Source organism: Mycobacterium sp. E1386, assembly GCF_001672745.1.
Classification (GTDB): Bacteria; Actinomycetota; Actinomycetes; order Mycobacteriales; family Mycobacteriaceae; genus Mycobacterium.
In genome coordinates, this window is sequence record NZ_LZKH01000083.1 from 34,989 (window position 1) to 47,096 (window position 12,108).

Genomic DNA, 12,108 nt, shown 5'->3' on the forward strand with positions numbered 1-12,108 from the left:
GCAGTCCCGGCGCGGGCGGGATGCGACATTTTGCCCGCCTCACAGCGACAACGGTTGTCGCTCGGAGGCGGGCAAAACGCGCGGTGAGTCTTCGCAGGTGCCAATGTGAAGGTTGTGAATCCCATTGCCGTTCAGGGGGTTTCGCGCAGCATTTCGATCACCGCGCTGAAGTCCTGGTCGGCGTGGTCGGCCGCGAATTTGGCGTAGATCTCGGCGGCGTGCCTGCCCAGCGGCGCCGCCGACCCGGTCGAGGCCACCGCGTCCATGGCCAGGCCCAGGTCCTTGTTCATCAGTGCGGTCGCGAAACCCGGCTTGAAGTCGTTGTTGGCCGGCGATGTCGGCACCGGGCCCGGCACGGGGCAATTGGTGTGCACGGCCCAGCAGTTGCCGGTCGCGCCGGTGATGACGTCGAACAGGGACTGCGCTGAAAGCCCGAGCTTCTCGGCCAGCACGAAGGCCTCGCCGACGGCGATCTGCTGCACCGCCAGCACCATGTTGTTGCATACCTTGGCGGCCTGCCCGGCTCCAGCCGCGCCGCAGTGAATCACCTTGCCCGCCATGGGTTCCAGCACGGGCCGGGCGCGCTCCAGGGCGCCGTCGTCACCGCCGACCATGAACGCCAGCGTCCCGGCGACGGCGCCCTTCACCCCGCCGGAGACGGGCGCGTCCAGCTGCGAAACCCCGTGCGACTGCGCAAGCGCGTGCACTTCGCGGGCGTCATTGACCGAGATCGTCGAGCTGTCGATGAACAGCGCTCCCGCCTTGGCCGCCGGCAGAACGTCGGCGTAGCACCGCTTCACCAGGTCGCCGTTGGGCAGCATGGTGATCACCACGTCGGCCCCGGCCACCGCCTCGGCCGCGCTGTCGAACGTCGTGACCCCGTTGCCGGCCGCGGCGGCGACCGCCGCGGGCACCGGGTCGAACCCGCGCACGGTGTGGCCGGCGGACACCAGATTCGCCGACATCGGCCCGCCCATGTTCCCCAGCCCCAGGAACGCAATCGAGGTCATGGCTGCCTTTCTAAGCGGTCGCGCGGAATCGTCCGGCCTCGGCGCGGCCGATGACCACCCGCATGATTTCGTTGGTCCCTTCCAGGATTCGATGCACCCGCAGATCGCGGACGATCTTTTCCAGACCATACTCACGCAGATACCCGTAGCCGCCGTGCAGCTGCAGGGCCTTGTCGGCCACCTCGAAGCAGGTGTCGGTGACGTAGCGCTTGGCCATCGCGCACAGCTCGACCTTGTCGGGGTCGTCGTTGTCCAGCGCATCCGCGGCCCGCCACAACATCATTCGCGACGTTTCCAGCCCGGTGGCCATGTCGGCCAGGGTGAACCGGATGGTGGGCTCGTCGAGCAGTGCCTTGCCGAACGCTTGCCGTTCCCGGACGTAGGCGCCCGCCTTGTCGAAGGCGGACTGGGCGCCGCCCAGCGAGCACGCCGCGATGTTGAGCCGGCCGCCGTTTAGGCCGTTCATCGCGATGCCGAATCCGGCGCCCTCGCCGTCCGCGCCGCCCAGCATGGCCTCGGCGGGTACCCGCACGCCCTCCAGGATCACCTGCGCGGTGGGTTGGGCATGCCAGCCCATCTTCTCTTCCAGCGCACCGAAACTGAGCCCCGGAGCGCCCTTTTCGACGACGAAGGCCGAGATGCCGCGCGGGCCGTCACCGCCGGTCCTGGCCATCACCACGTACACGTCGGAGGCGCCGGCGCCGGAGATGAACTGCTTGACGCCGTCGAGCACATAGTCGCCGCCTTCCCGGACGGCCCGGGTGCTCAAGGCGCTGGCGTCGGAGCCGGCACCCGGCTCGGTGAGGCAGTAACTGGCGATGACGTCCATCGCGGCCAGCCGCGGCACCCAGGCCTTGCGCTGTTCGGCGGTGCCGAACTTATCGATCATCCAGGCACACATGTTGTGGATGGACAGGAACGCGGCGGTGGTCGGGTCCGCGATGGCCAGCTGCTCGAAGATGCGGACCCCGTCGAGCCGGCGCAGGCCGCTGCCGCCGACATCCTCGCGGCAGTAGATCGCCGCCATGCCCAGCTCGGCCGACTCGCGCAACACGTCGGTCGGAAAGTGTTTGGCGGCGTCCCATTCCAGGGCGTGCGGGGCGAGGCGCTTGGCGGCGAACGCGGCCGCCGTCTCGGTGATGACCCGCTCGTCGTCGTTGAGGGTGAACATAGAGCCCTAATCCATTGTGGGGATGACGAATTCGGCGCCATCCTTGATGCCGGACGGCCACCTCGACGTCACCGTCTTCGTTTTGGTGTAGAAGATGATGGACGAGGGCCCATGCTGGTTGAGGTCGCCGAAGCCGGAGCGCTTCCAACCGCCGAAGGTGTGGTAGGCCACCGGAACCGGGATCGGCACGTTCACGCCGACCATGCCCACCTGCACCCGGGACACGAAGTCGCGGGCGGCGTCGCCGTCGCGGGTGAAGACGGCCACGCCGTTGCCGTACTCATGTTCCGAAGGCAACCGCAGCGCCTCTTCGTAATCGTGGGCGCGCACGATGCACAGCACCGGCCCGAAGATCTCGTCGGTGTAGATCGACATGTCGGGAGTGACGTGGTCGAACAGCGTTGGGCCGATGAAGAATCCGCCCTCGAGGCTGGCGTCGTCGAATGTCAGGTCGTCGCTGGCGCGCTCGCGGCCGTCGATCACCAATTCGGCGCCGGCCTGGACGCCCTGGCCGATGTAGTCGCGTACCCGCGCCAGCGCGGCCTCGGTGACCAGCGGGCCGTAGTCGGCCTTGGGGTCCAGGCTGTGCCCGACGCGCAGGTTGTTGATCCGGTCAATGAGCCTGGCGCGCAACCGTTCCGCGGTCCGCTCGCCGACGGGCACCGCGACGCTGATCGCCATGCACCGTTCGCCGGCGCTGCCGTACCCGGCCCCGATCAGCGCGTCGACCGCCTGGTCCAGGTCGGCATCGGGCATCACGATCATGTGGTTCTTGGCGCCGCCGAAGCACTGCGACCGCTTGCCGGTGGCCGCGGCCGTCGCATAGATGTACTGGGCGATGTCGGAGCTGCCGACGAAGCCCACCGCCTGGATGTCGGGGTGGTGCAGGATGGCGTCGACGGCCTCCTTGTCTCCGTGCACGACCTGGAACACGCCGGGCGGCAGGCCGGCCTCCAAGAACAGCTCCGCCAGCCGCACCGGAACCGACGGGTCACGCTCGCTGGGCTTGAGCACGAAGGCGTTGCCGCACGCGAGGGCCGGCCCGGCCTTCCACAGCGGGATCATCGCCGGGAAGTTGAACGGGGTGATGCCGGCGACCACTCCCAGCGGCTGGCGCAGCGAGTAGACGTCGATGCCCGGGCCGGCGCCTTCGCTGTACTCGCCCTTGAGCAGGTGGGGGATGCCGATGGCGAACTCGATGACCTCGATGCCGCGCTGGACGTCCCCGCGCGCGTCGGCAACCGTCTTGCCGTGCTCGAGGGACAGTAGCTCGGCGAGCTCGTCCATGTGGTCGTTGACCAGTTCGACGAATCGCATCAGCACACGCGCGCGCCGCTGCGGATTCCACGCCGCCCAACCCTTTTGCGCCTCGACGGCCGAGGCCACCGCGGCGTCGACTTCGGCCTTGCCGGCCATCGGCACCCGCGCCTGCACCTCGCCGGTGCTGGGGTTGAAGACGTCGGCGGTGCGGGTCGATTGGCCGGCGGTGCGCTGCCCATCGATGAAGTGGGGGATTTGGGTTGTCATGGTGTCCTCGAGTTGTACGCGCGTGAGAGGCGGATACTTGGATATCCTAGTAACCGCCGACGGGCGTCGCAAGGACACCGGTTTCACGCCAGGTAGTTGCCCGCTTCCAGGTCTTCCAGGAGGCTCGGGTGGCTGGGTCGCCAACCGAACCTCTGGCGGGTCAGCGCGCTCGAGGCCGGTTGGTCCGCCTCGAAGACGGCGCCGAAGAAGCCGAAATGGTCGGCCGGGACCGGCGTCGTGGGCACGCCGAGTTCCCGCCCGATGGCCTCGGCGAGCGCGCGCATCGGATCCCCCTCATCGGCGACCGCGTGCGCGACCGTACCGGGAGTGGCCTCCTCGAGAACCAAACGAAACAGGCACGCGGCATCGAGGACATGCACGGCCGGCCACCGCTGGCCGCCGTCGCCGACATATCCGGACACCCCGGTGCGTCGAGCCGCCTCGATGAGCAGGGACGCGAACCCGCACGGCCCGCCCGCCCGGTGCACGGACCTGGGGAGGCGGACCACCGCCGACCGGACCCCCTTTGCGGCCAGGTCCAGGGCGGCCTTGGCGTTTCGGCCCCGTCCGCCGATAGATCCATCGGTCGGCATCGGGTCCTCCTCGGTGCAGGCACGGCCGGGCACAACCGGTGTTCCCGAGGCCATGACGAATGGCTTGCCGGTCCCCTCGAGGGCGGCGCCGAATGCCTCGACGGCACCGGCCTCCTGGGTGACCGCCTTTTCGAAGTCGTCGAAGTGCAGGAAGGCGAGGTGAATCACGGCGTCGGACTCCGCGGCGCCCCTGCGCAGGCTGTTCGGGTCGTCGAGATCGCCGCGTAGCACCTCGGCTCCCATGGACTGGGCGGCCAGCGCCGACGCGTCGGAGCGCGCCAGCGCGAGGACCTCGTGGCCCGCGCCGATCAGTTCGGGCACGATGGCCGAGCCGATGCCGCCGGTGGCACCCGTGACGAAAACCCGCATGAGCGTCTCCTCTGAGTGATGGGACTGATGTCTCATCACGCTACCAGGTGATGGGACAAAGGTCTTATCGCTACGATGACGGGATGCCCCGATGGGAACCCGATGCGCGCCTGCGGCTGGTCGAGGCCGCGCTGCATCTGTTCTCCGAACAGGGCTACGACCGAACCACCGTCGCCGAGATCGCCGATCGCGCCGGGCTGACCAAGAGCACCTTCTTCCGGTATTTCCCCGACAAGCGGGAGGTGCTGGCGGCCGGCCAGGAAAGCCTGTCGCGGCTCTTGGTCGACGGCATCTCGTCGGCGCCGGCGGACGCCACCCCGCTCGCCGCCGTCGCGGCCGGGCTGGACCGCGTGGCCGGGTCGATGACGCCGTTCAATCGCGAGCTGGCGCCCCGGCTCAAAGCGGTCATCGCCACCAGCACCGAGCTGCAGGAGCGCGATGCGCTCAAACAGGTCGGCCTGGCCGCGGCCATGGCGGGTGCGTTGCGGGCGCGCGGCGTGCCGCACCGGGCGGCGGCCCTGGCGGCCGAGCTGGGTGGGCTCGCTTTCAAGGAGGCGTTCGCCGAATGGGTCACGGCCGACGGCGATCAGAGCCTGGGCGAATTGGTTCGCACCGCCCTGAACGAGATCCGTGCCGCGGCGGCCGACCTCGGCTGAGCAGGCTAGCCTTCAGGCGTATGCGCACCGTCGAGGCCGATTACCTGGTGGTCGGCGCGGGCGCCATGGGCATGGCGTTCGTCGACACGCTGGTGTCCGAGACGGATGCCCGCGTGGTGTTGGTGGACCGCAATCATCAGCCGGGCGGGCACTGGACCATGGCCTACCCGTTCGTCCGGCTGCACCAGCCCTCGGCGTTCTACGGCGTCAATTCGCTGCGCCTCGGCAGCGACTCCATCGACCAAGTCGGTTGGAACCAAGGGCTTTACGAGTTGGCCACCGCCGGGGAGGTGTGCGCCTACTACGACCATGTGATGCGCCAGCGGCTACTGGCGAGCGGCCGGGTCTCCTACTTCCCGATGAGCGAGTACCGCGGTGACGGCCGCTTCACCACGCTCGCCGGCGCCGACTACACCGTCAGGGTGGCCCGCCGCGTCGTGGACGCCACCTACATGCACGTCACGGTGCCGGCCATGCGCCCGCCGCCCTACGCCGTCGCGCCCGGCATCACCTGCGTGCCGCCGAACGACCTGCCGAAACTGGGTGCGCAGGAACGTTATGTGATCGTCGGCGCGGGAAAGACCGGCATCGACACCTGCCTGTGGCTGCTCGGCCAGGACATCGCGCCGGACCGGCTGACCTGGATCGCGCCCCGCGACTCCTGGCTGCTGGATCGCGCGACGATGCAGCCGGGACCGCTGTTCGCCGACAAGATCAAAGCCGGCTTCATTGCGCAACTGCGCGCGATCAACGACGCCGCGTCAATCGAGGATTTGTTCTGCCGGCTCGAGGACGTCGGCAGTGTGCTGCGGATCGATCCGGCGATCCGGCCGACGATGTATCGCTGCGCGACAGTCACCCGGGCCGAACTCGAACAGCTGCGACGCATCGGCGATGTGGTGCGCATGGGTCACCTGCTGCGGGTCGAGGCCGACCGGATGGTCCTCGAGGGCGGCACGGTGGCGCTCGACGGCGACGCCCTTTTTGTCGATTGCACCGCCGACGGCGCCGAAAAGCGTCCGGCAACAATAATTTTCGATGCCAGCCGAATCACGCTGCAAAGCGTGCGCGGTTGCCAGCAGATCTTCAGCGCCGCGCTGATCGCCCACGTCGAAGCCGCGTATGCCGACGACACCACCAGGAATCAGCTTTGCGTGCCGTTGCCCCATCCGGACACCGATATCGACTGGCTGCGGTTGGCGCTGGCGGATTACAGCAATCAGCTGCGCTGGCTCGACGATCAGGAGCTGACCGCCTGGCTGTCCGCGGCGCGCCTGGACCTGTTCGGCCATCTCGTCGGTCATCTGCTGCCGCCGGCGTCGGCAAAGCCCCGCGTGCGCGACCGGTTGCTGAGCATCGCCAGGTCGGTGTTCTCGGCCACCGCCACCAAACTCGACGCGCTGCTCAGTGAACAAACCTCGGTTGCCGCACCGTGATAACCGGTGTAACCCGGCTCGATATTCATCGGGTGGAGGAGGCACGTGGCGGCACAAAGCGAACCCGTCAAACGGCCGCTGCGGGCGGTGCCCGACAGCGGCTTTGACGATGGCTATCCCGACTGGGAAGCGGTGTACCAGGACAACGCGTCCTGGGTCTACCGCACGCTGTTCGCCCGGGTCGGCAACCGGGCCGACGCCGAGGATCTCACCGCCGAGGTCTTCCTCGCCGCGCTGCGGCCGCTGCGGCTCACCGCGAGCGTCGGCGAGGTGCGCGCCTACCTACGGGTCACCGCGCGAACGGTGCTGGCCGCGCATTGGCGGGAGACCCTGGGCCGGGAGATAACCTCGATCGACGACATCGAGCAACCACCGGAAAGCGAGGAAGCGATCAGCACCGCGCCGCAGCGTGTTGCCCGGGTTCTGGACAATCTGCCGGACCGTTACCGGCATATCCTGGAATTGCGCTTCCTGCAAGGGCATTCGATCAAGGATTCCGCAGCGGAACTCGGGGTCAGCGTCGCCAACGCCAAGGTGCTCCAGCATCGCGCGCTGCGATTGGCGGCGCAGGTCAACGATGGGGGTGCACCATGAACGCGCGAGGGCTCCGCCGATACGTCGACGACCTGTTGCGGGGCCGGCGGCCCAGGCCGTTCGCTCCAGACGACTTCGAGGCGGCGCAGCTGCGCACGGCGATCGAATTGCGCGCGGCCGGACGCCGGGGCGAGGCCCCGCGGCAGGAATTCCTCGACGATCTGCACGGTCGCCTCGCCGAGCAGATGTCCGACGCGCGCCCGCACGCGGCGCCGAAGCGCAGCAGCACCCGCCGCCAGGTCATCGTCGGCACGTCGGCCGCGGCGGCCGCCGCGGTCACCGCGGTCTCCATCGACCGGGCCGTGATCGCCGGCCAATCCGGCGGGGTCCCCGCCGCCGACAACGCGCCGCTCACGCCCAACGCCGGCACCTGGCAGCGGGTGGCGGCCAGTTCGCAGGTAACCGACGGGAACATGCATCCCTTCGATCTCGGTTCGGTCAGCGGATTCGTCCGCCGCGTCGACGGCAAGCCGCAGGCCGTCTCCGGGGTATGCACCCACCAAGGTTGCCGGCTCTGGTTTGACGCGCCCGACGACACGCTGCGCTGTCCCTGCCACTCGACGTCTTTCTCGCCTACCGGTCAGGTGCTCACCCACCAACTGCCGATCGCCCCGAAGCCGTTGCCGGCGTTGCTGGTTCGTGAGGTCGATGGTGTTATCGAGGTGTTCGCGCCCGCGCGTCCCGACCAGCCCGCCTGAGTGGTGTAACCCGCCGCCCTATTCCTGGGCATGACGCTTCGAAAACATTCGGCGGTCGCCCTGGCCGCCGCGGTCCTCCTGGCGGGCTGCTCGGCTTCGCGGCCCGCGACCGGCTCCGGCTCCGGCACCAGCATGCCGATGGGCTCGGTGACGGCGCCCGCGGCTCCGGTGAGCGGCAACCAGGTCACCATCGACGGCTTCGCGTTCGCGCCGGCCACGCTGACCGTCCCCGTGGGCACCACGGTCACCTGGACCAACCGCGACGAGGAGCCGCATACGGTGGCCGCCTCCGACGGTTCGTTCCACTCACCCGGGATGGGGACTGGGGCCACCTTCACCCACACCTTTTCCGAGGCCGGAACGTTCGACTACGTCTGCTCCATCCACCCGATGATGCGCGGGAGCGTGGTGGTGACGCGATGAATCCCAACATGAGTCGCCGCCAGCTGATGCGGCACACGGCGTGGTTCGGGGCGGCCGTGGGCTTCGCCGTGGTTGGTGGCGAGGTGATTTCGCACGTTGCGGGTGCCGAGGCCGCCGAGCGCGCGCACGCCCGGCCCACCCTGCGGTTCGCCCAGATCAGCGACAGCCACATCGGATTCGCCGGGGCGCCCAACCCGGACGTCACCGGCACGTTCAGTCACGCGATCGAGCAGGTCAACAATCTAGGCTACACACCGGATTTCGTCGTGCACACCGGCGACCTGACGCACCTGTCCAGCCCCGAGCAGTTCGACCAGGTGAAGCAGATGATGACGGCCCTGAAGACACCACACGTGTTCACCGTGCCCGGGGAGCACGACTCGGTCGACGATGCGGGGCAGAAGTACCGAAGCGCCTTCGGTGCCGGATCCGTCGGCGACGGCTGGTACAGCTTCGACACCGCGGGCGTGCACGTGATTGCGCTGGTCAACACGCTGAACCTGCACAAGCTCGGGCATCTGGGTGCCGACCAATTGTCTTTCGTGGAAAAGGATGTCGCGCGGCTGTCGAGCGATACCCCCATCATCGTGTTCAGCCACATCCCGTTGTTCGCGATGTACCCCAACTGGGGCTGGGGCACCGACGACGCGGCCCAGGCGCTGAGCTACCTGCGCCGGTTCTCGTCGGTCACCTGCCTCAATGGGCATGTGCACCAATTGTTTTCCAAAACGGACGGCAACGTGACGTTCTACAGCGGGACGACGACCGCGTACCCGCTGCCGCGGCCCGGTGACGGTCCGGCGCCCAAGCCGGTCACCCTGCCCGCAGGCAAGCTCCGCGACGCGCTCGGCATTCGCGAGGTGAGTTACACCCGCGGCGAGGCCGCCCTGGCATTGAAAGAGCAGGCGCTGCAATGACTCTGCTGATTCGCATCGGCCTGGCCATGTCACTGGCGGCCAGCGCGGCCAGCCACGCCTACCTGTATATCCACGGCTACCGACACATCCCGGACGTCGGCGCAGCCTTTCTGGTTCAAGCCAGCGCGTCGTTCGCCATCGCCCTGCTGATCCTCTTCGGCGGTCCGGGCTGGCTCCGCTGGGCCGGCGCGGCCGTGGCGGGTGGCTCGCTGGTGGCCTTCGGCCTATCGAGAACGGTTGGCGTGCTGGGCTTTTCGGAACAGGGCTGGCAGCCCGCGCCGCACGCCGCGATCAGCGTGGGTGCGGAGGTGCTGACGGTGCTGCTGTGGGCGGGGGATCTGATCGTTCGGCGACCACATTGGCTGGCTGGTGGCGTTCACCGGCAGCTTCCTCTTCGGCCGCCCATTTCTTCAGAAGCCGAGACTTGAGCGACATCGAGGGCTTCTCGACCAGGAACCAGCTCAGCGCGGCGACCGGCAGCGTGACGAACGTCGCAACGATTGCGTGCACAACCGGATTCGGACGGTCAGGCCAAGAGATCACCAGCAACTGCTGAATCGGGAACGCGTAGATGTACACGCCGTAGGACAGGTCGGTACGAAGCCTCAGGCGTTTGTTTTTGAGGAGTGCACCGGAGGCGATGATGGCGTACGCGAGCGGAATTCCACCGAGCAGCCGGTAATGCGGAAGCAGGGTGCCGCCCAAGGCGACCACGACCGCGCTCAGCGCGACGAGCGACCACCGGGCGGGTATTTTGTCCCGCCACTGGTAGAGCAACGCGCCGGCCGCAAACATGACCGCGAAGCGCGAGCTCACGGCCGCGAACTGGCCCATGAACGGCTCACCGAGTCTGATCGGCGGAGACAACGCCTCGCCGATCACGGCCAACGCCAATATGGCGGGAGAAACCCATCGGCGGTTAGCCAGCCCGGCCATGCCAAGGGCGGCCACGGCGAAATAGCAACCCAGCTCGAAGATGAGTGTCCACAGCGAACTGTTCCAGCTTCCCGGATAAGGGACCCCGCGCGGTGTCCCGCCGACGTCGGCCTTCAGCATCACCACGGCGCTGTTCATACCGACGTACTCGAGCGGTGCGCTGGACAGCAGGAGCCTGAGCGCCGCGCCGCCCTGAATCGCCAGGCCGATCGGAGCGATGACGAACGCGGTGATGACCAGGCAGACGTAGTAGCCCGGGAGGATCCGGAGGGCCCGGGCGGCAGAGTAGTCGCGGAGGTGCGGGTGGCGAAGCCAGCTCGCGGTGATGAGGAATCCCGAGATGGCGAAGAAGCCATCGACTCCGCCGGCGGCGATGTATGGCGCGCCGGCCCATAGGTGACCGGTGAGGATAAAGGAGTGCCCGACGATGACCGAGGTCGCCAGCGCCAGGCGCCATGCGTTGAGCGCGTTAGCGCGCGGATCGAACGCTTGCCCGAGGGTCATAGGCCTCCGCCCATATCGCCCCCGAAGCCGTCCGCGGCATAGTATGACAAGCCGCCGGGCGTGTTGGGAATTTTGGCTTATTTGACCCGCTTGTGAACCGGGCCTAGCCGGTACCCGGGGCCTGGGGAGCGGTCCGGTCGGCGACGAGCTCCTCGGGTTGTTCGCCGCCCGGCCCTGCGGGCGCGGGTGCGCCCCACTTCTGCTTGAGTCGCCGTTTCAGGGACATCGAGGGCTTTTCGATGACGAACCAGCTAAGGGCGGCCACGGGCAGGGTACTGACCGCGCTGACGACGAAGAACACGACCGGATGCAGAGTCGCGAGCCCGCAGACGGCCAGTATCTTCTGAGTGGGGTACGCGTAGATGTACACCCCGTAGGAGATGTCGGTGCGCAACTGCAGCCGCTTGTGCTGCAGCAGTGCGCCCGACACGATGACCACGTACGCCAGGGGAAGGGCCGCGACCACGCGGTAATCGGGCAGGAACCCAGCCGCAACAACGATGGCCGCGCACACCGCGACCAGCGACCAGCGGGCGGGAATCACGTCCCGCCACTGATACATAACCGCCCCGGCGGCGAACATGATGGCCGAACGCGCGGCGAGCTGGGGGATGGTCCAGACACCGGGGAAAGTCAGCGGGGGAAACACCAACGCCGCACACACGGCCACCACCAGCAGAACCGGAGAAACCCACCGGCGGTTGGCCAGCCCGACGACGCCGATGAAGGCAACGGCGAGGTAGCACAGCAATTCCCAGACGAGGGACCACAGCGATGCGTTCCAGGTGGGCCCACCGGGCGCCTGACTCAATGTGCCGGCGATGTTCGGTTGGAGGTAGGCCACCGCGCTGTTTTTCAAGACGTATTCGATCGGTGCGATGGAGCGCAGCAGCTTGAGAGCCGACCCGCCCTCGATCAGCACACTGATGGGCGCGAACACGAACGCCGTCACCACCAGGCAGATGTAAAAGCCAGGCAGGATGCGCAGGGCTCGCGCGGTGAGGTAGTCACGCACGCGCGGGTCGGTGAGCCAACTCCTGGTGATGAGGAATCCCGAGATCGCGAAGAAGCCGTCGACCCCCACGGAGAAGAAGAGCTGATTGATCGCCGCGGGCGGCGTGCGGCCGGTGATGGGCCAGGAGTGGAAGAGCATCACCTCGGCCGCGAGCACCAACCGCAGCGCGTTCAGAGCATTACTGCGCGGATCGAATACCTGCCCGAGCTTCATCCGCCTCCGACCGTCGTCCCCCATCGAACTGTCCGCGCCATCGTAT

The 12,108-nt window shown here is 68.0% G+C and carries 12 protein-coding genes and 1 pseudogene; 7 read left to right on the top strand and 6 right to left on the bottom strand.

What is annotated here, in order from left to right; all coding sequences use genetic code 11:
- Nucleotides 1-131 precede the first annotated feature (131 nt).
- From mmsB to A5709_RS09675, 4 genes are all read right to left on the bottom strand, one after another.
- On the bottom strand, nucleotides 132-1,010 hold the full coding sequence (mmsB, locus tag A5709_RS09660) for a 3-hydroxyisobutyrate dehydrogenase (protein WP_067950672.1): 879 nt from the start codon (nucleotides 1,008-1,010) through the stop codon (nucleotides 132-134).
- 10 nt (nucleotides 1,011-1,020) lie between these two features.
- On the bottom strand, nucleotides 1,021-2,181 hold the full coding sequence (locus A5709_RS09665; RefSeq protein WP_067950674.1) for an isobutyryl-CoA dehydrogenase: 1,161 nt from the start codon (nucleotides 2,179-2,181) through the stop codon (nucleotides 1,021-1,023).
- Nucleotides 2,182-2,187: 6 nt separating this feature from the next.
- A complete protein-coding gene (locus tag A5709_RS09670; RefSeq protein ID WP_067950675.1) occupies nucleotides 2,188-3,708 on the bottom strand; it encodes a CoA-acylating methylmalonate-semialdehyde dehydrogenase in 1,521 nt (506 codons plus the stop codon).
- 83 nt (nucleotides 3,709-3,791) lie between these two features.
- Complete coding sequence (locus A5709_RS09675) at nucleotides 3,792-4,670, bottom strand: SDR family oxidoreductase (protein WP_067950677.1); 879 nt, start codon at nucleotides 4,668-4,670, stop codon at nucleotides 3,792-3,794.
- An 83-nt stretch (nucleotides 4,671-4,753) separates the two neighbouring features.
- Between A5709_RS09675 and A5709_RS09680 the strand changes: the two genes are divergently transcribed.
- The 7 genes and pseudogenes from A5709_RS09680 to A5709_RS29225 all read left to right on the top strand — a co-directional run.
- Entirely contained in the window at nucleotides 4,754-5,326 is a 573-nt protein-coding gene (locus tag A5709_RS09680) for a TetR/AcrR family transcriptional regulator (protein WP_067950679.1), read from the top strand.
- Between the two features lie 20 nt (nucleotides 5,327-5,346).
- Nucleotides 5,347-6,762 carry an NAD(P)-binding protein gene (locus A5709_RS09685; protein ID WP_068119650.1) on the top strand — a complete coding sequence of 472 codons (1,416 nt, stop codon included), beginning with the start codon at nucleotides 5,347-5,349 and terminating at the stop codon, nucleotides 6,760-6,762.
- Between the two features lie 45 nt (nucleotides 6,763-6,807).
- Complete coding sequence (locus A5709_RS09690; RefSeq protein WP_067950683.1) at nucleotides 6,808-7,356, top strand: RNA polymerase sigma factor; 549 nt, start codon at nucleotides 6,808-6,810, stop codon at nucleotides 7,354-7,356.
- Nucleotides 7,353-8,054 carry a Rieske (2Fe-2S) protein gene (locus A5709_RS09695; RefSeq protein ID WP_067950685.1) on the top strand — a complete coding sequence of 234 codons (702 nt, stop codon included), beginning with the start codon at nucleotides 7,353-7,355 and terminating at the stop codon, nucleotides 8,052-8,054. Before A5709_RS09690 ends, A5709_RS09695 begins: the two co-directional genes overlap by 4 nt.
- Before the next feature lie 30 nt (nucleotides 8,055-8,084).
- Nucleotides 8,085-8,477 carry a cupredoxin family copper-binding protein gene (locus tag A5709_RS09700; protein WP_067950686.1) on the top strand — a complete coding sequence of 131 codons (393 nt, stop codon included), beginning with the start codon at nucleotides 8,085-8,087 and terminating at the stop codon, nucleotides 8,475-8,477.
- Complete coding sequence (locus A5709_RS09705; protein WP_067950688.1) at nucleotides 8,474-9,394, top strand: metallophosphoesterase; 921 nt, start codon at nucleotides 8,474-8,476, stop codon at nucleotides 9,392-9,394. The genes A5709_RS09700 and A5709_RS09705 overlap by 4 nt, the downstream gene beginning before the upstream one ends.
- A pseudogene (locus A5709_RS29225) lies at nucleotides 9,391-9,750 on the top strand (hypothetical protein); the annotation flags it as partial. The gene A5709_RS09705 and the pseudogene A5709_RS29225, both read left to right, overlap by 4 nt.
- Here the strand turns inward: A5709_RS29225 and A5709_RS09710 are convergent.
- Nucleotides 9,686-10,834: an acyltransferase gene (locus A5709_RS09710; protein ID WP_067950690.1), complete on the bottom strand. Its 1,149-nt coding sequence runs from the start codon at nucleotides 10,832-10,834 to the stop codon at nucleotides 9,686-9,688. The pseudogene A5709_RS29225 and the gene A5709_RS09710 overlap by 65 nt on opposite strands.
- A 103-nt stretch (nucleotides 10,835-10,937) precedes the next feature.
- On the bottom strand, nucleotides 10,938-12,062 hold the full coding sequence (locus tag A5709_RS09715; RefSeq protein ID WP_067950691.1) for an acyltransferase: 1,125 nt from the start codon (nucleotides 12,060-12,062) through the stop codon (nucleotides 10,938-10,940).
- Between the last annotated feature and the right edge of the window lie 46 nt (nucleotides 12,063-12,108).